Below are 26,116 nucleotides of genomic sequence, written 5' to 3'. Positions count from 1 at the left end.
ATAAAAGTCTGGCTTGGCTCGTGGTAGATGCAGTTTTCCCCTCTGTTCACGTTTTAAATACTTAGTTTAATCAACTGCCCTGATAATTCTATCGTATAATCTTTTGCCTTAATTTTTCTGGCAAAAATTAGTAAAATAGCTATCACTTTCACTGAGAACATCAAAGTTGTTGAGCAAAAAAATAATAGCTACTTTAGTATTTATACTACGTTTTTTTCTAAATGTCATCTTCTAAATTAAAACTTTAACAGTTAAATTTACTTAGTTTTTTTGATGTCTCCATTTGGATTATAGAACTTTTAGTATTCTCACGGATTCGCTGTTTACTGAGGGGTTTAACCCCTCACTTATTGTTCGTTTGGAACTTTTATTTAGTTCAAATTCATATAGAAATTTACCATTAACTTGTCTAATAAACAATCACTAAATATAGTAATTGCAATAGCATTAATAACAACAAAGTAATTTTATGGACTTTGCGTAGTTAAAAATATTTTAAAAAAAATATAAATTTCATCCGGATAAATACAATATGAATATCGTGTCGAATTTTAATGTTAGATGCACGGAAGCATAACTAAATAATCCATACAGACTATAAATCAATACAGTTGAGATCATCTGATTTTTCTTATCCTGTTCCCTGTTTCTGTGCCTCCACAGAGGATGGGATATCAATTATGGGTAATACATAGATAGAACCCCAACTTCTTTGAGAAGCCAGGATTCTGAGTCTAGTAGCTTGGGTATAGGTAACAAAAGAAGACGAGCAAAATTACAGTTGTAATTGCCGTCTAGCTAGGGAGTAATAAAGACCCTTTGTTTCCATCAGTTTTTGATGAGTGCCTTGTTCAACTAAAATACCTTGGTCAAGAACGAGGATGTGGTCAGCGTGACGCACACTAGAGAAACGATGGGAGATGATAAAAGTGGTGTGATACTGACTCAAACGAGCTAATCTTTGGTACAAACAACGCTCAGATTCAGGGTCTAGAGCGCTAGTAGCTTCGTCTAAAATGAAAATTTTCGGGTTGGTAATCAATGCACGGGCGATCGCAATTTTTTGCCTCTGACCACCAGAAAGTCGTAAACCCCTTTCACCAACTGGGGTGTTGTATCCTAAAGGCAATTCGCGGATGAAACTGTGGGCTTCGGCTAATTTGGCAGCTGTGATCGCCTGCTCATGGTTAAAATCTTGATTATAAAGGGTGATATTTTCTAAAATCGTTCCTGAAAACAGAAAATTATCCTGGGCGACAAACCCGATTTGACTGCGTAACGATGACGGAGATACCGCCGCAATATCTAATCCATCAATGAAAATCCGCCCACTGTTAGGACGATATAAACCAGCCAACAAATTAACTAAAGTGCTTTTACCACAACCACTCTGACCAATAATCCCAATAGTTTGTTGTGGACGCACTCGAAAAGAGACATTTTGCAAAGTGTGGCGTTGGTCATCAGGATGATAGCGGAAAAACACATTCTCAAACCGCACTTCACCGCGAATTGCCGGCATTACCTGTAATGGTTGTGGAGAATTGTCTTCTAGCGGAGAGTCTAAGACATCATTAACTCGTTCCGCCGCTATGAGTACTGTTTGCAATTCATCCCCTAAACCCACCAACGCTAACAAGGGATTTGTCACGTTACTCACCAGCATATTAAACGCCACAAATTTACCCAGTGACATATCCCCAGTAATCACCAGTTGCAAACCACACCATAAAACCAATGTCGTCGCAACGTGACTAATTAAATTCCGCAACATTTGTAAGACATTGGCTAACTTCTGTCCCCGTAACCGCGCCTTGAGCATTTTTTGCAACCGTTCTTGCCAATATGTCTGCACTGAACCTTCCGCTGCGGTAGTTTTGACTGTGACAATTCCCGTGATCATTTCGACCGTGGCAGAATTTTGGCTGGCTGATGTTTGCAAAATTTCCCGCGATGCTGGCTTTAGCAAAGAACTTGCGCCTAAAGTCAAAACCACCACGGGGATAATTCCACTCAATACCAATAGGGTAAGCTTTAACTGAAAATAAGCCATTACCCCTAGATAAACAACTATCATCACAACATCAACAATGGCGGTGATAGCTTGGCGGGTAAGGAATTGTTGAATTTTGCGATTTTCTTGAAGGCGGCTGAGAATGTCTTCAACGCGGCGGGAAGTAAAAAACTGTAATGGTAGCTGTAAGGTGTGTTTAACGAAACCACCCATTAAATCACTATCAATACGACTTGCAAAATAGTCGAGGAGATATTGTCGCTGTGCGGTTAAAACAATGCGCCACACACCCAAGCACAAAAAGCCGAGTGCAAAAGCATTCAACGTCGAAAAATTTTTCAGCAGTAGTATTTGGTCAAGGACTGCTTGAGTCAGCAGGGGAGTCGCCAAGCCAAATATTTGGATGACTAGTGAGACGAGAATAATGTGCTGAATTAGTTGGCTGTAAGACTGTAATATCTGCCAATAACGACTTAAGGAAAGTTTCTCGCTTTTGAGAGTGTGAAAATTTGCCGTCGGGTTTAATAACAACGCGTATCCTGTCCAACTAGCGGCAAAATCTGAGCTTGACAGCCATTTTTGACCGATCGCCGGATCAGCAATTAAAATGCGATCGCCTTTGACTTGCCAAACCACAATATAATGATTCCCTTGCCAATGGGCAATCCACGGAATCCCGTGTGATTCTAACTTAGTCAAACTTGCCCGCACTTGTAACGCTGCGTATTCTAAGGTTTGGGCGGCGGTGGCTAATCCTGCTAAGGATGCACCTGTACAGTCTACTCCGGCTAAGTTCCGCAAAGTATTCAGGCTGAAGCGTTTACCCCAATACTGGCTAATCATAGCTAAACAAGCCGCACCACAATCTGATGAACTTTGTTGGGGAATAAAGGGATATTTCCGGCGTGGCGTGGCTTTTGGCTGTGGTGGAAAATCAATCTCTGATGCTGAAGAAATTTCTGGTTGAGAATATTCCGGTTGGGGAAGGGGGATTTGGGTTATCTTGTTTTCTGTGAAAGATTGATCCTGAAGGTCGCAGGGGGGAAGGTTTTGCGGCTTTACTTTCTGTTGTGTATCTTGATCTTGGGTGGTAAATATTTGCGGTGCAAATGCTTGGGCTGATTTCCATCGTTCAATCGGTAACTGGTAAACTAACAAGTCTGTTTCGGCAATTGCATCTGGGGATGTTACATCAGGATAACCCCAACTATCTCCGAGTAATAATGAGGTAGTTGTACCACCCGCCAGCCAAAAACGCCCCGCCGTTGCTGGTGTGGCTGTATTTAAAGATGTGCCAGCAGAAATTTTTGTAGTAATTATCTGAGGTAAAAATTGGCGTAGAGTTGTACTGTTGAGCGATCGCAATTCGCTATAACTTTTAAAGAAAATTAGTGCTTGACGTTCAAGGGCTAATTTTTGCCAGTGCTGGGCTAAATTTGGTAGGCGCTGTAACCAGATTTGTAAATCCTCAATGGTGATTTGCGCCACAAAACCCGGACTCGCACCAATCGCCCGGTATGATAAAGGGCGATCGCCAAATAAATTATCTGCGCCAAATGTCTGCTCTGCTAATAACAACTGTGTAGACACTTCTCGTCCAAGAGTTGCATCAAAACTCAGTAACCTGACTCTTCCTTGACAAACTAAGTAAAAATAATTGTTTTTATTTTCAGTAATAATATTGTCAGTATATTCGGTTAAATTATCACCTAGTTGAAACTTATTAATTGTCCAAAACTGACTAAATTCTGATACTAAATTTGTATCCCCTACAACTATGCTCAAAAGTTGAATCATGGTTGATTCTGGAGTTTGTTGGGCGCTAAATTTTGGTTCTCCCTGAACTCTGAACGAAGAAGAGGGGTTCATGGCTTGATGTATGTTCTCAGTGTAAGTTTTTTGATGTTATGCAATCTTTGTTTTTATTTAATTAGATATAAGCAGTCAATTTATCAGGACTTACACAACTGGCACACCTATTTTCTGGTACAAGAGTCAAAGGTCAAAAATCAAGGTTTTTTTGGACTATTGACAGCCTAAACGAAAAAAATCTGACACTTGCGTAAGTCCTGGCTAGTATTTAATTTTTCTTTTAAGTTACTTACATTTTCTGTTAATTGAGGCAATACCCGGAAAATAAAACCATATCTTACACAGGTCAGATTTGTGCTATAAACCAAGTGCTATCCAAGAGCAGAAGATTTTATTTGCGTAACTAAAGATACAAAAATTTTGGCGATCGCTTGACTATTAACTACATCGTCAATCAAACATCTGTAACTTTCAACACTTGTCTTTAGCACTTTGCTATCAGGCTTGATTTTGCTGGAATTTCTGTGATAGCCTGCTTTTACCTTAAAATACGGTTAATCGATAGATTTAACGTAGTTTGATGTCTAGTAGCTTAATTACTGGGCAGAAAGTCATAGTTTGAGGAAACGGAAATCATCCCTTATGCCAAAAGACTGGTTTGAATGGCACGACCTCTACCAAACTGAACCGAGGTTGCAGCAGCGCTTAGAAATCGTGCGGGAATATATTGCCCACAGCTTAAATGCGTCCCCACAGGGAGTAATTCGTGTAGTCAGTGTTTGTGCTGGCGATGGACGAGATTTACTCGGAACTTTAGCAAATCACCCACGCGCCCAAGATGTTTATGCACGACTAGTTGAGCTAAATCCCCAACTAGTAGAACGTGGACAAGCAACCATAGAATCATTAGGTTTGACAAAACAAATTGAGTTGATCAATGGTGATGCAACCATTGCCTCCAACTATTCAGGCGCAGTACCAGCAGACATTGTGATTGTCTGTGGCGTTTTTGGGAATCTTGCCGATGAAAATGAACTCACTCGCTTATTAGGAAACCTCAGTTTTCTCGCTAAACCAGGTGGGTTTGTGATTTGGACTCGTGGACATTCAAATGGTATTCCCCACTCGGAAACAGTCCGTAAATCTTTGCGTGAAGCTGGATTTGCCGAAGTCAACTTCAAACTCACAGCTACAGGAGATATGGGCGTAGGTATTCATCGCTATCTGGGCGAAAGCGTAGCTGAACCGAAAGAACCACAGTTTTTCGTGTTTTCTGGCATAGCCAATAGAGCCAGATAAAAAATTATCTCTGAGTCATCGATTGTCTCGCTTGTCTAAAAAAAAGTTTCAATCTAGCCGTACAAAAAAATTATGGTCGCTACAGCTAAACCTCACTATATAAACATTTTTCATCGCGTTACGCGGTTTTTGGTTCCAGGGTTGATCAGCGTCGCCACTTCATTGACATTAGTTAGTTGCACACAACCAACTCAAAAAGCAGAAACCACTTCTACAGCAAGTAACGTATCTGATACCCAGCCATCGGGAATTAAGACCAAAGTACTTCGTATGGGGTATCAACAAGCGGGTGATTTGGTTAGAGTCACAAAAGTATTAGAAAAGCGTCTGGAACCCTTGGGTGTCAAGGTGGAATGGGCGCAATTTGCCCAAGGGCCACAACTGATGGAAGCTATGAACGTGGGCAAAATAGATTTGGGTTCTGTGGGCGAAACTCCACCCATTTTTGCCCAAGCGGCGGGAGCGCAGATTGTGTATGTAGTTGGTTCCCGACGCACTGAAAATAGTGGTAAAGGCAGTGCGATCGCAGTACCACCAAATTCTCCTATTAAGACTTTAAAAGATATCAAAGGACAAAAGGTAGTCTTTCAAAAAGCATCTGCATCTCACTACTTTATTCTCAGAGCTTTAGAAGATGTAGGTTTGAAATATAGCGATATTAAAGTTCTGAGTATCCCTAACGTAGAAGCGAGTAGTGCCTTTTTAGAGGGGAAAATCTCGGTTTGGGTGACAGGCGATCCCCATCTAGCTAGAGCCGAAAAACTAGGCAAAGTCAGGATTCTCAGAGACTCTCAAGGACTCGACTCTCCTGGGGGATACTATATCGGTGGTAGACAGTTTGCCATTGATAATCCAGAATTGCTGCGGATAGTGATTGAGGAGATTGATAAAATTCAACGCTGGGCTGAGGCGCATCCCAAAGAAACCACAGAGCTAATTGCACCATTTCAAAAACTCCCTGCTGATGTGATGGACTTGGTAATTAGTCGCCGCAGTTATGGTTTGAGAGCTATATCTCCCGATTTAATCCAAGAACAACAGCGAGTCGCCGATTACTTCTATAAAAATGGATTACTTCCCAAACCGGTGAATATTCGGGAAACATTGTTAACACCTGAACAATATGCAGCGATTACTCCACCCACAATCAGTCAAAAATAGAGCGTTGCATAAATGCGGCATGAATTGAGATGATTTGCTGAAGACTTTCAACTCTGTCACCTGTAACCTGTTCCCTGCAATAAATCTCGATTCTTGGCGCGGAACAAAATTCATCCCCAACTTCTTTCAGGAAGTTGGGGATATTGTTTTATTCACTGAAATCATTTGGGTTTGAAGCCTCGTATTGAAAGACAAGTGTTTTGAGGAAGGTCTAAATCCTCCTCCAAAACTAGCTATTCCCTGTTTCCTGTTCCCTTTTAAAAGTAAAACTTGTGGTAGCAAGATTGTATCCTGCAATACTCAAGCACATAAAGAGCGATCGCATCATTAATCATTCGTATTGGTAAAATCTAGTGTATTTACTTAATACGTTTATTATGATGTTAATATGTTGTACGTTAATCGATAAATCATTCACTCAAAAAAATCAATAGTTGACATAAACTAATTTATGAAAATCTCAAAAGATTACACAAATGCCTGAAGTACAGTAGAATATCAGTGAACCAACCTAAAATAGCAAATTTGGGGCTGAATATAGCCTGAAATAGCTTAAAAATCAGCATTTACTGTGTTTTAGGCATTTGAATTTGACTAAAATACTAGTTTGTTCTGAACTTAAGATTTCTAGCTTATTCTGCAACAAATTTAATTTGCAGACATAGCAATCAGTTAAGGAATGGTAAAAAAGCTCATTAATTCGTAATAATTTTTACTGCAAAAGTAAATAAAAACACGGAGCAAAAATTCTTTTTTTATACAATGCTTGTGTTGGTGGTTTCGACTTCCGTTCAAACTAGAAATTCGGAATTTTTAACGCTGTTCAAATTCTTTGAGTCGTTGGATCATCAGACTCTACAAACAACCTCTTGCAGAAGTTATAATTTGCGTGCTTTTCTTTGTACGGTAGTTGCTTCAAGTCAACTCCTTGTCTTGTCTTTGCAACTACTCTGCGGTAGCATCCACAGACAAATACATAAGATAAAAAATATTGATGCAAGAAATTTGAAGTAGAGTTTGTTTCCACAAAAAGTTGTTGGAACACAGCCTATGCAAGTGAAACAAACTAAAAGCAAAAGAAGACGCGGCGTTGTGCTAACGCCTGTCGGGTTACAACGTTTACAGGAAGCGATTGTATCTTGGGAGATAGCCAGAAACAAAGGCGATCGCTTAACTCTACAGGAACTCAGCACACAGATCAGTATTTCGACTAAAACCCTAAGTCGATTGTGGTCTTTGAGCAAAGGCGTAGATCAAAAAACTCTCAAATTGTGTTTTAGTGCTTTTAACCTCAAATTACATGAAGACGATTACGCAGTTTCGAGTAGCGAGGATGAACACGAAATCTTAGAATTCCTATCCAGCAGGTCATATCCACAGGAAGATCATAATACCCGGTTATCCAACTACGAAATAGAAAATCGTTGGTTATATCCAGATGGGCCTGTAGCACTAGATTCGCCCTTATATATCGAGCGTCCCCCAATAGAAGAGTTAGCTTATCGAGAAATTACTCGCCCAGGTTGTGTAATTCGGATTCGCTCTCCCAGACAGATGGGAAAAACTTCATTAGTGCTGCGTATTTTAGCCTTTGCCAATCAGCAAGGATATCGCACTGTTAATATTAATTCCTATCAAATTGATGACTCTTGTTTGACTGATTTAAATAAGCTTTTGCGTTGTCTTTGTTGGCAAATTGCCCAACAGTTAGACATTGAGCCTAACCTTGATAATATGTGGGATGAAGAAGTCGGCCATAAGTTAGTCTGTAGCTTCTACTTGCAAAAATATATTTTCAAACAGAGTAATAGTCCCATAGTGCTAGTTTTGAGCGATGTAGATCGCTTTTTTGAATATCCGCACATTGCTCAAGAATTTTTTGCTTTGTTACGTTCTTGGTGTGAAGAAGCACGACAAAATTACAGTTGGCAAAAACTGAGATTAGTAGTGGTTTACTCCACAGAACAATATATCTCTCTAGATATTAATCGTTCACCATTTAATCTCGGCTTACCTATACGTCTGAGTGAATTTACACAGCATCAGGTCGAAGATTTAGCCAGAAAATATGAGTTAAACTGGAGTTCTGGTCAAGAATCCGCTCAATTGATGTCTCTGGTTGGCGGCCATCCAGCGTTAATTCAACTAGCTTTATTTCATCTCGTCTCTCGTAAAATAACTTTACAAGATTTGATTGCCGAAGCGATCGCTAATGGTGGTATTTATCGCCATCACTTATGGCGACACTGGTTAAAACTGCAAAGCTATCCTCATCTCATCAAAATATATGCGGAAATTGTCAAAACAGCACAAGGTCTAATGATTGATCCGGTGGATGCTTATAAGCTCGAAAGTTTAGGATTGATTTGCTTTGATGGCGATCGCCTCTTACCCCGTTGTAAACTCTATCGCGCTTATTTCATTAAACAACTAGCTGCTATTGTTTAATCTTCTCTATTAGATGTAAACCCATCACCAACTTCCTCCGAAGCAAAAGTTATCAATCATCTAATCTCTATAAACTGGTCATCACTTGAGCTAATTCATTAGCTAAATTAATGGTTGATACCTGAGCTTTTTTAAATAAAACTCCAGCTAATAAATAATAATCTCCAGAGTAAAATGCCATTTTATTTTTTTTTAATGCTTCTATATGTTTTTTGACTTTTGGCTCAGAGCTATAATAACCAAACTGTAAGGGTAAGATGACAAATTTATTCACGCTGTAACCGTTTTCTGCTGCTGTTTTCAAAGTACTAATTGGGTTAGAATAGCTAGAAACTAACACCAAAACATTTTCATAATCTAAAGATAAAAGCTCATTGGTAATGGATGCACCATCTACACCACCAAAGAGTAACGGCATATAAATATCCTCATCTGGCGCTGGAAGATAGGGTGGATTAGCAACGAGATAATTGGCTTGAGGTTTATCAGAGTCAAACAAAGAGGAATTATGAATAATATATTTACTAGCAAGATTGTATTCATCTATAGTTAAATTGGCAGCTTTCCAGGCAGAAGTATTTAGCTCATAGCCTTGAATTAATCCCTCAAACTTATTTCTAAGTAGTGAGTTAATTACTGGACTACCATCCCCAGAACCAAATTCAACAATAGATGCCGGATCTTGACAATCTCGCATGATAAAATTTTCTAAACAATTGGAATAAAAATTAGATTCTTCCGGGCAAAAAAAGATGTCTTTCATGTGACTTTACTAGTTAATCAAAAAATTAGTTGATACTTGGATAGTAAGTATTCAGGAGTCAGAAAGTTTAAAGAATCCTTACCTTGGATAAAGTCCAGCAAAATTCTGCTGGAGTGAAAAATCTTTCACTCAAGTAGAATCAGGTCGCAAAGAAATTAAAGATTTACCGCCAGATTGCTATTGCTAATTGGTGGATTTATCAGTTGCTTGTTCGGCTGTACGAATAGAAAATACAACAGATTGAGCAGCGCGATCGCTCATGAATTTCTCTTGGTCGTATCCAAGAATTAATTCCCACCCATCATCGGCATATTGCGTTGCTAAAGGTAAAGCCACACTGTCTAACATCCATTGACCGTGGCGTTCATCTTCTTTAATGTGCAGTTCCCAATAACCCATTGCTGCATCTGAAAGTTGCAGTCTTTGCGCTGCTGTCAGATAATTTCTGTAAGCTGCCGGGCCAGCTACTTCAAAATAAGTTAATGCACCGCTGTAACGTAGAAAATAACGCTTGCGTTCCGTTGTTAAAAAGTTTTGATTAGCACAAGCCAAGACTTCCCAAGGGACTAAATCGAAGTAACCTTCTGGTTCAGTGTTCATATCAAACTCGGCTAACATTTGGGCAAAAAATGTCGAGTGCTTGCGAGACAAGCGACCATTGCCATATTCTTCCAAAAGTACCCGTACTAAAGTACATTGCACCTCATTCGCCGCACCTCCTAAAATCCGTGAAAGACGACTACCTTCAACTAACCCATCAAATGAGGCGATCGCCAATAAGTGACGGTAGCCATCCTCACTCATTTGTTCTCGAATATAGCGACTCTCTGGCGATAATGGCGGATCTAAATCGGCGGTGGCGCGTTCAATCAGTGCTTGTTTGACATTTAATTTTTGTAATTTAGCTACATCAATTTGAGCTAGTTCCCAAGGTTGCCAAGCCGCTTCAATTTGATTACGACAACAACTCAAATATAGCGATCGCTCATTTGTATAATGGTGCAAATCGTCATACCAAAATAACTTTAAGCGATTAATCCAATATAAAATCCTTTGCAGAAATAAATGAGCGCGATTATCTCCACTACCATTTTGATAAGCTGCCACAATTGCTGCAAACAGTGTTTGTTCAAATTCTCTGACTTTCGCTGATATTTGATGTAATTGATTGTCTAAATCATCTATTGCTAGTAATTCTAAAAATAGTTGTTCAGCTTGGTGATAATCATTATGTGTCTTAGCTTCAACATCGAAATTAAGTATTGTCAATAAATTGCTTTGCATGGAATATTAGATAACTTTACTCAAAAGTGAAAATATTTCTATCTCTAATATCTAAAGTTCCACAGTTCAGCCTTATTAACCTCTTTCGTGAGTTATAAACAAATATTAACTCTAGAGACACAGAATTACAGCAACAGACAGGTAACAGATGATAGATGTGGCAAATGAACACACTAGCAGGAATGAGCTATATCTGCGGGTAGGTATTTTTTGAGAACATTTTTTCTATATTCAAGCTAAACCGACAAATTTAAAAATATATAGGAATCATATTTGATTTGGAGAAAAAAACGTAAGTATTCAGGAGTCAGAATTCAGGAGTCAGAAGGTTTAAGGTTAATTATTACTTTGATGATTCTAAATCGCTGTAATTGTGAGCTTTTGGGAAAAAAGGAGGAATTATGTCTAATTTAAAATTAGTTTCTACTAGTTTAGTGGCGATCGCCTTATCTCTAGCCACTGGTTGTACAACAACCCCCCAGCAAAATCAGAATACATCTGAAGCTCCATCTGGTACAACACAACTAGTACAACTAACTGAGAGTCCATCACCAACAGCAACACCAACTACACCAGGACAAAATAATCTGAGTGCTTCAGACAGACAGTTTATCAATGAAGCCGCGCAAGGTGGTTTAGCAGAAGTCAAACTAGGACAACTAGCATCACAACGTGCAGCTAACAATGAGGTCAAACAATTTGGGCTGCGGATGGTGCAAGATCATACGCAGGTGAATACTCAACTCAAACAGTTAGCAGCGCGAAAAGGTGTAAAATTACCAACTGCTCTCAACAGAGAAAATCAGCAACTCCAGGAACGCTTATCTAAGCTTTCTGGCGCTAATTTTGACCGCGAATATATGACTCACATGGTTCAAGATCATCAAAAGGATGTTTCTGCATTTCAAACTGAAGCTCAACAGGGTCAAGATCCAGATGTGAAGGCATTTGCCGCCCAAACACTACCAACCCTTCAAGAACACTTGCAACAGGCTCGTTCCATTGTTAATGCTGGCGGTAATACGGGAACTTCAACTACTAGCCCAAGTCCGACTGATACACGTTAAAGCTCTCATCTTGGTGTTTCTGCTGGGGAATTTAGCTGTTCTGGTGGTAGGTGTTCTAGGGGAATTAATGTTTCCATAACCGATTTGACAATTGGTGCAGCCACCGTTGAACCATAGGCGTTCTCGCCCTTCGGCTCATCAACAATTGCCAAAATTACATAGCGGGGAGCTTCTACTGGCAAAACTGCCACAAAACTGGTGATTCTCGCACCGGGAATATAGCCACCGTTGGGACTAGCTTTTTGGGCTGTACCTGTTTTACCGCCAATGCGATATCCGGCAATTTTAGAAGGTTTACCCGTACCTTCAGAAACAACTGTTTCCATCATTTCCACAACTTGTTGGGCGGTTTTAGCCGAAAAAATTTGCCGTGGCGCAGGGAGTGTAGGTGAATAGTGCATTTTGCCATTACTATCAACCAATCCTCGAACTACATGAGGTGTCACCAATTTTCCCCCATTAGCTAAAGCACCGTGCAGTTGTACTAGCTGTAAAGGAGTGAGAGAAAAACCTTGTCCAAAAGATGCGGTTGCTGGTTCAATGGGTGAAGAAATAAATCTTGGTTGAGTTTTCAGTGAACCGCTAACTCCAAAAGGCAAATCAGTTTCTAAAGGTTGCCCTAAACCCAGACGTTCTAACCAAGTGTAGTAGATTGAAGGGCGCATTCTTTGAATGATTTGCACCATCCCGATATTGCTGGAATTTTGGAGAATTTGAGCAATATTAATCCGCCCATAAGCATTGTTTTGAGCATTTTTAATGATGCGGTCAGCGACTTTAATAGAACCTGGATCATTAAAAGTATCATTGGGTTGAATAACACCATTTTCTAATGCGATCGCCACATTTAATGGTTTAAAAGTTGATCCAGGTTCGTAAAGATCAGCTACTGTCCAGTTTTTGAATAAATCTATTTTCGCTTTGCCGTATTCATTCGGGTTATATGTAGGTTGAGAGACCAGCGCTAGTAGGGAACCATCTAAGGCATCCATCACAATCACAGCGCCACGTTTGGCGCGAAACTTTTCTACCTGTGCTTTCAGCGCCAAACGAGCAGCCCGTTGTAACCTTGTATCAATAGTTAGTTGCAGTTTCAAGTCATCGGCATGGAGAAAGCCTTCTGGCGCATTATCTGGCTTTAATTCGCCATTACCAGACTGCATTAACCGCACCTTCTGCACAGAACGTTCTAGCAGTTTTTCTTGGCTATATTCTACACCCGCCTGACCACGACGTTCCAGGTCTACGTAGCCAACGACATCAGATGTCACATCGGCTTGCGGATATAGACGCGAGTATTTAGGAATTAATTCTAAGCCATTTAAACGTAGTGCAATCACGCGATCGGCAATTTCTTCAGGTAACGCCGGGATGAGGATAATGCCACTTTTACGACTTTGAAAAGTTTTGACTAACTCAGCCGCATCCTTATCAATGATTGGGGCTAACTTTTGGGCGATTTCTTCATTAGACTTATCAAACAGCTTCGGATGGGCATAAACAGTATATACAGGACGGTCAACAGCTAAAACATTAGTATTGCGATCGATGACTAAACGACGAGGCATAAAAGGCCGCAAACTCACCATTTGTTGATTGCGTGCCTTCTGCGTTAGTTTTTTTCCTTGGAGAATTTGTAAATTATATAAGTTAAAAGCTAAACCTAACCCTGCTGCTACTAAAATAGCCCAGACTACCAAAAGCCGGACTTTGCTGATTTGGATGGGTTCTTGGCTGTTGGGAGCGAATTTTCCCATCAACCTTTGTCGAGAAACTTTTTGCCGCGTTGAAACTGCTTGATTACGAGAATTTCTAAATTTTAATCTACTTGATGACTTCTGCATCGGCTTCGTCCTTTGTTATGACTATTGCCTTTAATATCCCAAGGGTGAGGAAGTTGGCTGTTGCGTAGGGTAATTAGATGTTTTATTAGTCAGCACAGAATTGGCAGTATCAGCAGATGAAGGTAAGAAAATTGTTTTATCTGGTGTAGGTGAAACTAATCCTGCACTTGGTTTTTCTGCATCTTCCGCCATTTTGTTTTTTAACATCGCGTTGGTTGTGGTTAATTGTCGCTCATTGCGTTGCAGATTTTGCAACCGACGAAACTCTTGATTCCACAGTTCTTGAGAATAGACTGTCCAACCATAAACAACCAGAGCCACTGCAACTAATAAAAATGTCACCACAGATGAGTAACGATGAACAGTGTACAACCGCAGCAACCAATTAGGTAAAACTTCAGCGGTGGGAACACGAGAAACTTTTGATGGAGTTAGTTCTTGTAACCCTTTGGTAGCAGGAGCCGATAAACCTTTTGCAGCACGCCGTCGACGTTTAGGCGGTACTACCGGAGATTGATCGGGAAGTGGGGATAAATTGCTCATGGCTAACCCATGACCAGAAGAGCGCCGTCTTGGTACAGTTGGTTGAGAATTGCGCCAAAACCAGGTATTAGGAGCAGACACAGCTGATTTACGAACAGCAGCCATAAATTTTCTTGGATAGGAAATACTGTATTCTAGTCTGTTTATTTAATTTTGTTCAGGTTAAGATAGCCTTTTTTGGGATCTGCATGAGTATAGCGCTAACTGTAGACCATGTTTAGTTAGATGGTTTTTAGCTATGCTAATCCGTTGAGTAACTGCACATAAATTGGTTCTCTATTGTCTTTTCCTTGCCTCCATCAGTAGTTGAGCAATCAAATATGATTCTCTAGCTCGACCCAATATTGGCATTATTTGAGTATTGCCATATGTACAATCACGGATTCGCCATTGGATAACTTGATATTTTAAGTATTGCCTCTGAGTATGGCAATACAAGATAAAAAGAAATTACTCTTGTTACTCTTGGCGATCGCCTGATCATCTTTGGGATAATCACTTAATCTCCAAATTAGAGAACCTCATCAGTCTGCGGCATAATAATTCAACAACCCATAATCAGCCTTAAGTAGTGTTTTTAAATATCTCCTAGACCGGGATTTAAACAATTAGCAATAAATAAGTTATCGTAGTCAAAAGGCACAAACATTTGATTGCCACAATTGGTGAAAGAGGAGTTATGAAAACAAAAATCTTTGGTTTAGCTGTAATGTTAAGTTTGGCGGCAGTTCTCGGAGCATGTGAAGGTGGTGGTACACCTAGTTCTACAACTACACCAGCCGCTACAGGTGAACCCTCCGATACTGGGTCTACACCAACTACTACTGCTATTCCTACTACTACTGCTTCTCCGGCTGTTACTACTTCTCCCACTGCAAGCCCTACTAAAACACCTTAGTTCTTTGTCTGAAATTTAGTTATAAGACAAGTATTTGGTCTTGTTGTTGATCATGGCTGGAGTTTTAGTATTTCTCAGACAGCAGATACCCAACTCCAGCAAACTTCATAAGTCTGTTAAGCTAAGACGGCAGTTATTGGACACTGGTAATGTTGGTAAACACCACAACCAAGTGTCCATTTAAATTTTTAACTTGAGGTTGTTACTCTAAATAGAGATAGGTCAACATCGGGTTGATCTCTGCACTGTTGTGTCAATATTGAAAGTTGGATTTTCCATTTATCTAGGAAAAAATTCTAATGAATCATCACGACTAGTAGTCAAAAACATCGGTGAGTCAACCCGAAAAAGAAAAGAAATCAAAATTCAATGGCAAGATTTAATTAGTATTTCTTTTATTAAGCGGCTTGTTTTTGACTTGAGGGTGATGAGATGGGAAAAGTAAAATCTACCAAGCGTGTAATATTGGGGGTTTTGAGTATTACGTCTAGTCTGAGTGTGTGGTTAATTAGCCATTGGGGAGCAGCCGTCATGGCCTTACCACCGCCGGATGATATTCCAGAAGAGATATTACGCACAGAGATTATTATAGATGCGCGATCGCCCATTGATGGCAAACCCATCAGTGCTGCCGAGTATGCCGAACTACAAGCACAACTCCAAAAAGTTCCGCCACCAGAATTAAACACCAAACTGCGGCAAACCGTCTTTCTGCTACGTATCCGTAAAACTTTGCTTCAGCTATTCCCATTTTTAGATTTGTAATTATTATCTATCTAGTTAGTATAAAAAGTTATATAATAATCATGCTTATTATACTGATGCCATGATGTTGTACTGGCGATCGCCCATAGTTGGGAGAACGCAATAATACTGCATAAAACTTTGCCGAGTAACTGAATTTTTATATAGATAACAAACTAATTTGACTGCAAAACTTAAAAACAGTGCAAATTCGGCTATTAGATGAGGTGCATAGATGGATATTGTATTTCTGACTAAATTATTAGCTCCCTGCTTACCTTATTTGCTGAAATTAGGTGGGATAGCAGCCGAAAAAACCGCAGAAAAAGCCGCAGAGAATATTGCTCCCGATATCTGGGAAAAGGCGAAGAAAGTTTGGTCGAAACTAGGCACAAAAGTTGAATCCAAAGAGGAATTAAAGGTAGCAGCAGAGCAAGTAGCCGCCAAACCCGAAAGTTCAGCCCGTCAAGCCGTCTTTCAGGAGGAACTAGAAATTGTGCTGAAAGAAAACCCCGATTTAGCTGAGGAGATTGCCAAAATTTTACAAGAAGAACAGTCCACAGCAGCAGAAGTCCAAATTAATCAAACTTTCACCAGTAATCAAGGACAGGTGATTGGACAAATGACTAATAGCAAGGCAATTGGCAGAATTGACGGCAATATTCAAGGCGGAGTGAATTTTTAACAATCCAACCATAAATTAAGTGCGATCGCACTATGCAAAATCATTCAGATCGTGATGTAGTTTCCCCTTCTCACTCAACTAATCAGATTCAGCAGGATATTGGCAAGAATTCTGGACAAGCTATTAGTCAGATGATAGGAGGAATGGCCATCGGTCAACTCACAGTCTATCTTTCTCAAGTCCAGACTCAGTTAGAAACTCCTCCAACACCTGCAAATAAGTTAGGGGCAAATCCCTATCAAGGTTTATTGGCATTTCGAGAAACAGATGGCGATCGCTTTTTTGGACGAGACAAGCAAATTGAACAACTATGGCAGAGATTTCGTGATCTCCATGAACAAAAATCTGCGGTGCGGATGCTACCTATATATGGGCCATCGGGTTCAGGAAAATCGTCCCTGGTACTGGCAGGATTAATCCCCAAATTAGGCGCTCAACCCTTACCTGGTCGTAATCAAGCGCGATTGGTGGTACTCGTACCCGGAACCCACCCAGTGGAAGCTCTCGCTGCTATGTTGGCGCGGATTGCGACTAACGATCCCACACCAGTTAGCAAGACACGGGAGTTGACCCAAGAAATCATCCAGCAAAACAATCATCAAGAATATGATGGACTGCGGCGCATTGCTGATGTCTTTCCTGACATTGCTTTGTCTCCCTTAATTGTTTTGGTCGATCAGTTTGAAGAAGTTTACACACTTTGTAAAGATAAAGCCGAACGGGATGCTTTTGTGGGAAACTTGCTGTGTGCAGCAGCAGAACAGTCAAAACGAGTATCTGTGATTTTGACATTGCGGAGTGACTTTTTAGGCGAAACCCAACAACACCCATGCTTAAACAAACTCTTCTCCGAGCAAGGGTTTCTCGTGCCAATTATGCAGCCAGAGGATTTAGAAGCCGCTATTGTCAGACCATCTGCACAAGCTGGATATCAGTTAAACAGTGCAGTTGTCCAACTCTTAGTAGAACAAACCCAAGGGCGAGAAGCTTTACCTCTATTACAGTTTGCCCTGACAAGAATTTGGGAAGGCTTGCAAAACAATATTGAACCAGCCGAAACCCTAGAAAATCTTGGTGGTGTAGGTGGCGCACTGGCTGGAGAAGCACAACGCCTGTATAAATCTTTGAATGTTGAAGATCAAGCGATCGCTCGACGGATTTTTCTTGCATTGGTACAAATAGAGGAAGGTACAAAAAATATCCGTCGCCGTGCTGCTTTATCAGAACTGATCGCAGATGACAAAGAAGCCACAACTGTTCGGGCTATTATTAATCTTTTTGCTGCACCTGGAGTCCGTTTCTTAGCCACCTTCTCAGATGAACAGTCTGGTGAAATGATTGAAGTTGCCCACGAAGCGATGATTCGTAATTGGGGACAACTGCAAGAATGGTTAACTGAATGCCAAGAAAATCTTCGCAAGAAACGCAAAATCGAGCAAGCTGCGGAAGACTGGGTAGATCAGGACAAATCTCAAGAATACGTTCTTCAAGGTCGTTCGCTGCGTGATGCGAGAGAGTTTATGCAAGGCCAAAAAGTTTATCGAGAAACCGCACTCTCCAGCTTGGCTAAGGAATTTGTAATAGCTAGTTGGAGGAGACAGAGGCGAGGCATTTTTAAGTTAATCGCACTTTTTGCAATCTTTCCAATAATTGGCACTCTGACAATTGTTCACTTCTCTATATTAGGTTGGACAGAATCGATTCTTGCCAGAAGAGACTGTCACCCAACTCCAATACTCAAAGGTTTATTAGAGTATATGAACAATAGTGGATATAAAAATAACTTCTCAAACATTTATCTCTGTCATAAGAACCTTAACGACATCAAACTAACAAATACCATTTTTGAAAAAGCAACTTTTAAAGATGCTGAACTTAATCGTGCAAGATTTGACAATTCTAATTTGGTAGGAGCTAATTTTACAAACGCATCTCTAGTAGGTGCTAATTTACAGAAAGCTATACTTTGGAATGCTGATCTACAGGATGCAAATCTGGAGTCAGCTAATCTTGAAGGCTCTGATCTCGAATCTGCAAACTTCAAAAATACAAAACTAAAAAATGCAATCCTCAAAAATGTAAATCTAAACAACGTTATCGGACTCGATGAACAACAAATTAGAGAAGCTTTAATTTGTGGAATTAAACTTCCACAAAATTTGGCTGAAATTAGCAAAAAAATTGAGAATAGAGATTGTAAAATACTTAGAAACTACTAATTTTTAATACCTTTAATTATACCTTAGTCGCAATGTTGAATGTCGCCAAGTCGCTTTAGACAATCTTGGTAAGATTCAGGAAACGAACCCATAGAACCGTTTCCATTTGTTGGGACGAAACGGTATTTTCCATTAATATCTTGAATACACCTTCCATTTTCCCCACAAACCTGATCCAAAACTAGCATTTGTTGTCTATCACTAGATTCATCGCAGTTATAAGATTTTTGCAATTCATTGACACCAAACTCTCCTAAAGCTTTGGTGGCTAATTCTGGGATTTCTCTCTTTTTACTTCCTATTGCTGCTATTAATATTTGTGTGGCTAATTCCTGACACCTCTGCATTCTGATCAGACTTTCTGCTGCAAGAACGTGTTTTTTTTCTATCAATTCAGGAGTTAAGTCTTTAGGTAAATCTATAAGCAATTTCATAAGAGCTAATATCGCTCTTGATTGGGATGAACGAGGTACAAAATTAGCTTCAGTAATTTTCAGTTCAACATCCTCTATTAAGTCTTTAAACTCTGTTGCCAGAATTTCATCAAGTCTAATCTGAATTTCGTCAAGCTTTGCTTTGCTTTAAGTTTAGGATACATTTCCTGTCTGCTCCTTTGCGTAGTGATTAATTGAGACGTTGGGAATAGATTTGATAGATTTTGTATTTTGCTAAAAGTTGAATTTCTAATAGCCTGAATTGCTTGATAAGCATCAGCTAATCCATAACCTGTAGCTAAGTCTGGGCCTGCACGCGCCCGATACCCTCCTGTTCTTGGATGACCAGCACCTTCCACAACATCGCGGGCTGTTTGCTGTAAAATCTCCTTCACTTTTGTTGGAGATAGACCCGAATCTAGCTGTTTCATCAAGGCGCAAACACCAGCTAACTGGGGTGCTGCTGCTGAAGTACCACTAAATGCAGCCCAGCCATCACTAGATTTGGTACCATCACCAACTAAAGAACGTAGCTGATCTTTCTCACTACCAGGAGGAACAGGCAACATAATATAAGCTCCATACGGCAGCTTACCAACCAACCCACATACATCTGGAACCCTGCGCCCTGGATAAATCGGACTGATAAAACTGCTGGCGTAATTGCTTGCTTCCAACTTGCCTTGCAACAGTCCATCTAGATGCAGATAAACACCTCCGGCTGCAATCACATCTGGGTGCTGAGATGGAAAGCTCCATTGACCATTCCCCGCCGCAAAAATGACGATAATTCCGCGATGCACAGCATCGGCAATGGCTACAGCTAAAGCCTGATTAAAGGGAGAAAATTGGCGATTTTTTAGATCACAGCCCCAACTGCAAGTAATAATATCTGGTCGTAGGGAAACAGCTTTTTTAAAGGCTGCAACAGCGTTGACGTTCTTTACTTTACCTGGGGCTGTGAAAACATCAGCTTTAACCATTGTTAACTCGACATCAGGAGCTACGGCCAGCAGATTGGCAGATTCCCCAGTGCCATGACCATTTTCGTCTGCCAAAGGATCTGATGCACCAGGCGCAAGAACGACATTGACGCTGTAGTTATACCTGCTAAAAAATGGATGACTATACCACCCGGTATCAAGCATGACTACCTTGACACCTCTACCTGTGATGCCTTGTTGATGAGCTAAAGTGGCATTTAGTCCTTGAGCGATGTCTTCTGGTACACGCAGATATTTTGTAGTTGTTTCTGGTGGAGACTCCGTAAGAATTGGGGGTCGAAAGTAAAAAGCTGGTTCATTGATGGCAATTCCGTCTAACAGATGATCCCAACTGGTTTGTGATGTATCAATTTCACCAAAGGGCCTGTCATCGATCGCATTGATAAATGTAGCTGTTGTTTCCCCAACTATCTCCTTGATGACGGGAATTTCCACTGTTTCTAGAGTTGTCTGGAGCGATCGCTCATAAACCTCGGCATCAGCAGCTATACTGATTGATGTCTTTCCCACATCTAAAATCTCAAATCCTGCTGCTTGTAAGCGTTGCACGGCTGAATTGAGTCGGTCTGGTTCCGCATAAAATTGAGCCACATTCTCACTAGTGACACGGCTCGCCGAGTGTAACAACGATTCCCCACTTACTGAACGAACAATCGCTTCAGCGTAGATTTTTGACGGTAATTTTGCCTGTTTTCCCTTACTCATTACATACACCTACTCGTAAGTAGCGATGCAATAAATATTTTACAGACATTTTCCAAAAATTTGGGTGTAAACACAGCATAATGACTATTAATTTACGTAAATAATCATTCTTTCTTCTACTTTTAAAATCTTGCGCCTGAAAATCCTAGTTTTAGGCACAAAATGTCAAAATCTCTACCTTTCTTCTTCCTCTAGCTCAACAAATAATTTTATGGGACTGAAGCTTATCACCTCTTATCCGCCTTGCACCCATCTGATGTACTATAACGGTGGCGATAAATTGCAAATAAATGTAAAGAATATATATAGATATTAAAAAAGTCGGTTTAGTTAATCACTTTATTTAACACAGGTAGCTTCATGTCCATAGCCACGATCGCTCAGGAACAGGTTAACCGTATAGTTTGGAATCAGCATCACGACCCATTTGAAATACTTGGTTCTCATGCCATAGAACAAGATGGTAAAAAAGTCTGGGCTGTACGCGCCTATCTCCCAAACGCAAGTGCAGCCTGGGTAGTTGTTCCTCAAGAACGACAAGAATACCCAATGCAAGCCGTACATCATCCTCATTTTTTTGAATGTACAATTGAAACTCTAGAACTCGCCAACTACCAGTTACGCATTCAAGAAGGAGAACATGAGCGAGTCACTTATGATCCCTACGCCTTCCGTTCTCCCCACCTAACCGACTTTGACTTGCATTTGTTTGCAGAAGGCAACCATCATCGAATTTATGAAAAATTAGGAGCGCACGCCACCGAAATCGACGGTGTGAAAGGTGTTTATTTTGCTGTTTGGGCTCCTAATGCTCGTAACGTTTCTTTACTGGGAGATTTCAACCTGTGGGATGGACGCAAACATCAAATGCGTAAAGGCTCTACAGGGGTTTGGGAATTATTCATTCCCGAAATCGGAGTAGGGGAACATTACAAATATGAAATTAAAAATTTTGAAGGACACATTTACGAAAAATCTGATCCTTTTGCTTTTCAGCAAGAACCCCGGCCAAAAACAGCATCTATCGTTACTGATTTAAGTTCATATCAATGGAATGACGAAGACTGGATAGAAAAGCGTCGTCACGCCGACCCCTTAACCCAACCTGTATCTGTTTACGAAGTCCATTTAGGTTCTTGGTTACATGCTTCTAGTGCTGAACCACCTACGCTTCCTAATGGTGAGACTGAGCCTGTAGTTATTGTTTCCGAACTTAAGCCAGGTGCGCGATTTTTAACTTATCGGGAATTAGCAGACCGACTTATCCCCTACGTCAAAGATTTGGGATATACCCATGTAGAACTGTTACCCATTGCCGAACATCCTTTTGATGGGTCTTGGGGTTATCAAGTCACTGGCTATTATGCACCCACTTCCCGGTTTGGTAGTGCGGAAGATTTTATGTATTTTGTTGACCAATGTCATCAAAATGGGATTGGCGTAATTGTTGATTGGGTTCCCGGACACTTCCCCAAAGATGGACATGGTTTAGCTTTCTTTGATGGTACTCACTTATACGAACACGCAGACCCCCGCAAAGGTGAACATAAAGAATGGGGTACTCTGGTTTTCAACTACAATCGCAACGAAATCAGGAATTTCTTAGCTGCAAATGCCTTGTTTTGGTTCGACAAATATCACATAGATGGCATTCGTGTAGATGCTGTGGCTTCTATGCTATATCTCGACTATTGCCGGAAAGAAGGCGAATGGGTCACTAACCAATACGGTGGTCGAGAAAACTTAGAAGCTGCGGATTTCTTACGTCAAGTAAATCACCTAATTTTTAGTTATTTCCCAGGTGTGCTTTCCATTGCGGAAGAATCAACGTCTTGGCCGATGGTTTCTTGGCCTACCTACACAGGAGGTTTGGGCTTTAACTTGAAATGGAACATGGGTTGGATGCACGATATGCTAGATTACTTCAGCATGGACCCTTGGTTCCGCCAATTCCACCAAAATAATATTACCTTTAGTATGTGGTACAACCACAGCGAAAACTTCATGTTGGCCTTGTCCCACGACGAAGTTGTGCATGGTAAGAGCAACATCATTGGTAAAATGCCCGGTGATACATGGCAGAAGATGGCCAATGTGCGTTGTTTGTTTACTTATATGTTTGCTCACCCAGGCAAGAAAACCATGTTTATGAGCATGGAATTTGGACAATGGAGCGAGTGGAATGTCTGGGCTGATTTGGAATGGCAATTGCTACAGTTTGAGCCACATCAACAATTAAAGCAATTCTTTAAGGAACTCAACCACATTTACCGTTCTGAACCATCTTTATACACTCAAGATTTTGCTAGAGAAGGTTTTGACTGGATTGATTGTAGCGACAACCGTCACAGTGTTGTTTCCTTTATCCGCCGCGACAAAGATTCTGAAGATTTTATCGTGGTGATTTGTAACTTTACACCCCAACCTCATTCCCATTACCGCATCGGTGTCCCCGAAAAAGGATTTTATACTGAGTTGTTTAATAGTGATGCGCGTCAGTATGGCGGTAGCAATATGGGTAACTTAGGCGGTAAGTGGACAGATGATTGGTCAATGCACAATCGTTCTTATTCTTTGGATTTGTGCTTACCACCTTTAGGTGTGCTGATGTTCAAATTGGATAAAGAGAAAACGGCTGAGGCTTTAGGTTATTAATCGTGAGGGTGGGGATAGTCCCACCCTTTTTGATTGGGGAAAGTGCGATCGCTATCAAAAAATTTTGACCATCAATTAATATAAAAATACCCGCAACAATTACTAATCGGTGAAAAGCTATGTCAGACATCACCCTAGCTGCACCAGATATTCAACTCCCACCCACTCAAGCAGAACTTCCCTATGATGACGGTGTAGCAATGGAAAGTGGGCGGCATAACACCCAAATGGATTTGCTGATAGATGCGTTAATTCCTTGGTTGGAACAACGAGAGGATGGGTTTGTTGGCGGAAATATGTTTGTTTATTACAGTCTGGCACAGGTGCGAAACAAAGATTTTAAAGGGCCAGACTTTTTTGCTGTGTTGGGAGTTCCGAAAGGTGAACGTCGCAGTTGGGTAGTTTGGGAAGAAGGTAAAGCACCAGATGTCGTAATTGAGTTACTTTCTGACAGCACAGCGCCAGCAGACAAAAATGAGAAAAAACTGATTTATCAAAATCAAATGCGTGTCCCAGAATATTTCTGGTATGACCCTTTTAATCCCAGTGATTTGGCTGGATTCTCTAACGAAAAAGGTATTTATCAACCCATCGCTACTAATGCTCAAAACCAGTTGGTGAGTCAATCTTTAGGTTTAGCATTGCAATTGTGGCAAGGAAATTATAAAGGTATTGATGCTACTTGGTTGCGCTGGGCAAACTTGGCAGGAGAATTATTACCCACTCCTGAAGAAAAGGAACGCCAACGCGCAGAGAAAGCAGAATCCCAGTTACTCCAAACTGCGCGTAACTTCCTGGAAACTGGAATGACAGTAGAACAAGTAGCTAGGTTAACAGGTTTGAGTGTATCTGAACTAGAAACATAGAACTTTGCCACGTTACCACAAAATCAAGCGATCGCACTTATGATAAATTGGTTAATTCTTAAATTTAATTGGGAAAAGATTCCCGAAGCGATCGCACTTAATCCCAAATCCGTTGAATTCCATAGGAATCAAAGGCTAAATCTCGACTTAAAATCGGAATTCTTTCAACTATAGCCTGTGCAATTATTAACCGATCAAAAGGGTCATTATGATGGAAGGGTAGAGAGGAAATAATAGCTAGATGATTCAAATTAATTGAGAGTAATTCAAAATCTTCTAGCTTGAGTTTTTGTTGAATATAATCTTCTCATGGTAAGGCTAAAGTTAATTTGTTTTTGCTTTGTTTAATTGCCATTTCCCAGACGGATGCTATACTAATTAATTTTTGATTGTTAACATCCTCTATGTGTATGCGGGCAGTATTACTTAATTTAGAATTGCCTGAAAAAAACCAAATCAAACTATGGGTATCTAACAATAATTTCACTACATATAATCCTTAAAATCTTCTAAAGGTTCATCAAAATCATCAGTGATGGAAATTAAATCTTGATCGCTGCCAAAAAGCGGAGGGCGTGTTGGGAGGGGTTGTAAGGAAACTAATTTAACTATTGGTTGGTTGTTTTTGGTGATAATAATCTCTTCGCCATCGACTGCTTTTTCAATTAGTTTTGATATTTCCGTTAAAGCTTGGTTAATATCGATTGTTTCCATTGGTTAATCTCCAGCCGCAGTCTTTTAACTATTTGAGGCTATCTCTATTTTACTAGATGGTAGATTGGGCAAAATTCCTATTTTTGGCAATATATTCCAATATCATCTGCATTTGTCTAGCTTACAAGCTCCGCGATCGCACCACGCATTCGAGTAGGGTGGGCAAAATTTGAATTTTCGTCAGTTAAAGAAGAAATCATCCCAAATTTGCCCATTCTACAAAAGCACTACGCATTAAAGTAGGGTGGGCAAAATTTGAATTTTTGTCGGTTTTGAAGGAAATCATCCCAAATTTGCCCACCCTACAAAATAGAACTACACCAAAATCTTAATATGTCTCAATATCGTCGTTCTTATGTGCCAGGAGGAGTATATTTTTTCACTTTAGTTACTTATCGGCGAATTCATCTATTTTCAAATGTTGAGAATATATCGCTTTTACGTCAGGCGATCGCTAAAATGCGGAAAGAATTACCCTTTGAAATCACCGCCGCCGTTGTTTTACCAGATCATCTTCATTTTATCTGGTCTTTACCACCAGATGATTCTAATTATTCTCAAAGAGTATCTCGATTCAAAGTGTTATTTACACGCTCTTTACGGGGAAAACGCTCATTATCACAAGATGTTTCGGCTTCTCGTCGTAAGCACCGAGAAAGTGATGTTTGGCAACGTCGCTTTTGGGAGCATACAATTTTCGATGAGCATGATTTACATAGGCATTTAGATTATATTCACTATAACCCTCTTCTGTCACTTTCCGAAATAAGCAAGTAGTAAATAAATGAAATTATCCAGAAGAGAAAAAAGGTTTAAATTGGTTCATTGTAAAAATTAGGTGATTAAATCCAAGCAATAAATCGGAATTGGGAAAAACATTTAGCCAGGGATAAATCAACCAAAATAATAAAAGAGGTTGAACAATTAAACGAAGATTATTTAAAGTATTCTTCCATC

The 26,116-nt window shown here is 40.2% G+C and carries 20 protein-coding genes and 1 pseudogene; 11 read left to right on the top strand and 10 right to left on the bottom strand.

Features of this window, described 5'->3' with window-relative positions:
- Positions 1-775 precede the first annotated feature (775 nt).
- Positions 776-3,883, bottom strand: a complete 3,108-nt coding sequence (locus tag IQ244_RS25455; RefSeq protein WP_193899153.1) for a cysteine peptidase family C39 domain-containing protein — start codon at positions 3,881-3,883, stop codon at positions 776-778.
- A gap of 585 nt (positions 3,884-4,468) precedes the next feature.
- Here IQ244_RS25455 and IQ244_RS25450 point away from each other — a divergent pair.
- From IQ244_RS25450 to IQ244_RS25440, 3 genes are all read left to right on the top strand, one after another.
- The gene (locus IQ244_RS25450; protein WP_193899151.1) at positions 4,469-5,125 is read left to right on the top strand and encodes a class I SAM-dependent methyltransferase family protein; all 657 of its coding nucleotides are present in this window, start codon (positions 4,469-4,471) and stop codon (positions 5,123-5,125) included.
- Between the two features lie 72 nt (positions 5,126-5,197).
- Positions 5,198-6,286, top strand: a complete 1,089-nt coding sequence (locus IQ244_RS25445) for an aliphatic sulfonate ABC transporter substrate-binding protein (RefSeq protein ID WP_193899149.1) — start codon at positions 5,198-5,200, stop codon at positions 6,284-6,286.
- Between the two features lie 1,050 nt (positions 6,287-7,336).
- Positions 7,337-8,734, top strand: a complete 1,398-nt coding sequence (locus IQ244_RS25440) for an AAA-like domain-containing protein (RefSeq protein ID WP_193899147.1) — start codon at positions 7,337-7,339, stop codon at positions 8,732-8,734.
- A gap of 67 nt (positions 8,735-8,801) precedes the next feature.
- On the opposite strand, the gene IQ244_RS25435 is transcribed toward IQ244_RS25440, so the two are convergent.
- Positions 8,802-9,497 carry an SAM-dependent methyltransferase gene (locus tag IQ244_RS25435; protein WP_193899145.1) on the bottom strand — a complete coding sequence of 232 codons (696 nt, stop codon included), beginning with the start codon at positions 9,495-9,497 and terminating at the stop codon, positions 8,802-8,804.
- A 183-nt stretch (positions 9,498-9,680) separates the two neighbouring features.
- Complete coding sequence (locus tag IQ244_RS25430; RefSeq protein ID WP_193899143.1) at positions 9,681-10,781, bottom strand: iron-containing redox enzyme family protein; 1,101 nt, start codon at positions 10,779-10,781, stop codon at positions 9,681-9,683.
- A gap of 401 nt (positions 10,782-11,182) precedes the next feature.
- On the opposite strand from IQ244_RS25430, the gene IQ244_RS25425 reads away from it, so the two are divergent.
- On the top strand, positions 11,183-11,848 hold the full coding sequence (locus IQ244_RS25425) for a DUF4142 domain-containing protein (RefSeq protein ID WP_193899141.1): 666 nt from the start codon (positions 11,183-11,185) through the stop codon (positions 11,846-11,848).
- 5 nt (positions 11,849-11,853) lie between these two features.
- Here the strand turns inward: IQ244_RS25425 and IQ244_RS25420 are convergent, their stop codons facing one another.
- Entirely contained in the window at positions 11,854-13,692 is a 1,839-nt protein-coding gene (locus tag IQ244_RS25420) for a peptidoglycan D,D-transpeptidase FtsI family protein (protein WP_193899139.1), read from the bottom strand.
- 30 nt (positions 13,693-13,722) lie between these two features.
- On the bottom strand, positions 13,723-14,340 hold the full coding sequence (locus tag IQ244_RS25415) for a hypothetical protein (protein ID WP_193899137.1): 618 nt from the start codon (positions 14,338-14,340) through the stop codon (positions 13,723-13,725).
- A 574-nt stretch (positions 14,341-14,914) separates the two neighbouring features.
- Here IQ244_RS25415 and IQ244_RS25410 point away from each other — a divergent pair.
- From IQ244_RS25410 to IQ244_RS25395, 4 genes are all read left to right on the top strand, one after another.
- Positions 14,915-15,133: a hypothetical protein gene (locus tag IQ244_RS25410; RefSeq protein ID WP_193899135.1), complete on the top strand. Its 219-nt coding sequence runs from the start codon at positions 14,915-14,917 to the stop codon at positions 15,131-15,133.
- A gap of 432 nt (positions 15,134-15,565) precedes the next feature.
- Positions 15,566-15,898, top strand: a complete 333-nt coding sequence (locus IQ244_RS25405) for a hypothetical protein (protein ID WP_193899134.1) — start codon at positions 15,566-15,568, stop codon at positions 15,896-15,898.
- Positions 15,899-16,112: 214 nt separating this feature from the next.
- A complete protein-coding gene (locus IQ244_RS25400) occupies positions 16,113-16,562 on the top strand; it encodes a hypothetical protein (RefSeq protein WP_193899132.1) in 450 nt (149 codons plus the stop codon).
- Between the two features lie 32 nt (positions 16,563-16,594).
- Positions 16,595-18,781 carry a pentapeptide repeat-containing protein gene (locus IQ244_RS25395; protein ID WP_193899130.1) on the top strand — a complete coding sequence of 729 codons (2,187 nt, stop codon included), beginning with the start codon at positions 16,595-16,597 and terminating at the stop codon, positions 18,779-18,781.
- Between the two features lie 23 nt (positions 18,782-18,804).
- Here the strand turns inward: IQ244_RS25395 and IQ244_RS32720 are convergent, their stop codons facing one another.
- Together IQ244_RS32720 and IQ244_RS25390 are read right to left on the bottom strand one after the other, a co-directional pair.
- Positions 18,805-19,215, bottom strand: coding sequence for a hypothetical protein (locus IQ244_RS32720; protein ID WP_228059145.1), 411 nt, complete (start codon positions 19,213-19,215; stop codon positions 18,805-18,807).
- 77 nt (positions 19,216-19,292) lie between these two features.
- Entirely contained in the window at positions 19,293-20,924 is a 1,632-nt protein-coding gene (locus IQ244_RS25390) for a S8 family serine peptidase (protein WP_228059144.1), read from the bottom strand.
- A gap of 360 nt (positions 20,925-21,284) precedes the next feature.
- On the opposite strand from IQ244_RS25390, the gene glgB reads away from it, so the two are divergent.
- Both glgB and IQ244_RS25380 read left to right on the top strand, forming a co-directional pair.
- Positions 21,285-23,579, top strand: a complete 2,295-nt coding sequence (glgB, locus tag IQ244_RS25385; protein ID WP_193899128.1) for a 1,4-alpha-glucan branching enzyme — start codon at positions 21,285-21,287, stop codon at positions 23,577-23,579.
- A 119-nt stretch (positions 23,580-23,698) separates the two neighbouring features.
- Positions 23,699-24,445 carry a Uma2 family endonuclease gene (locus tag IQ244_RS25380; RefSeq protein WP_193899126.1) on the top strand — a complete coding sequence of 249 codons (747 nt, stop codon included), beginning with the start codon at positions 23,699-23,701 and terminating at the stop codon, positions 24,443-24,445.
- Positions 24,446-24,542: 97 nt separating this feature from the next.
- Here the strand turns inward: IQ244_RS25380 and IQ244_RS33275 are convergent, their stop codons facing one another.
- Both IQ244_RS33275 and IQ244_RS25370 read right to left on the bottom strand, forming a co-directional pair.
- Complete coding sequence (locus IQ244_RS33275; protein ID WP_322746104.1) at positions 24,543-24,743, bottom strand: type II toxin-antitoxin system VapC family toxin; 201 nt, start codon at positions 24,741-24,743, stop codon at positions 24,543-24,545.
- A gap of 188 nt (positions 24,744-24,931) precedes the next feature.
- Positions 24,932-25,159 carry a type II toxin-antitoxin system Phd/YefM family antitoxin gene (locus IQ244_RS25370; protein WP_193899124.1) on the bottom strand — a complete coding sequence of 76 codons (228 nt, stop codon included), beginning with the start codon at positions 25,157-25,159 and terminating at the stop codon, positions 24,932-24,934.
- A 333-nt stretch (positions 25,160-25,492) separates the two neighbouring features.
- Here IQ244_RS25370 and IQ244_RS25365 point away from each other — a divergent pair, with 333 nt between their 5' ends.
- A complete protein-coding gene (locus IQ244_RS25365; RefSeq protein ID WP_228059143.1) occupies positions 25,493-25,936 on the top strand; it encodes an REP-associated tyrosine transposase in 444 nt (147 codons plus the stop codon).
- 13 nt (positions 25,937-25,949) lie between these two features.
- On the opposite strand, the pseudogene IQ244_RS25360 reads toward IQ244_RS25365, so the two are convergent.
- Positions 25,950-26,116: pseudogene (locus IQ244_RS25360) on the bottom strand (IS701 family transposase); the annotation flags it as partial.

Origin of the sequence: Nostoc sp. LEGE 06077 (assembly GCF_015207705.1) — a bacterium.
In the GTDB taxonomy this organism is placed as follows: domain Bacteria; phylum Cyanobacteriota; class Cyanobacteriia; order Cyanobacteriales; family Nostocaceae; genus Nostoc_B.
The sequence above is the reverse complement of the archived record's forward strand: the minus strand, read 5'-3'. Positions and strand labels throughout refer to the sequence as shown.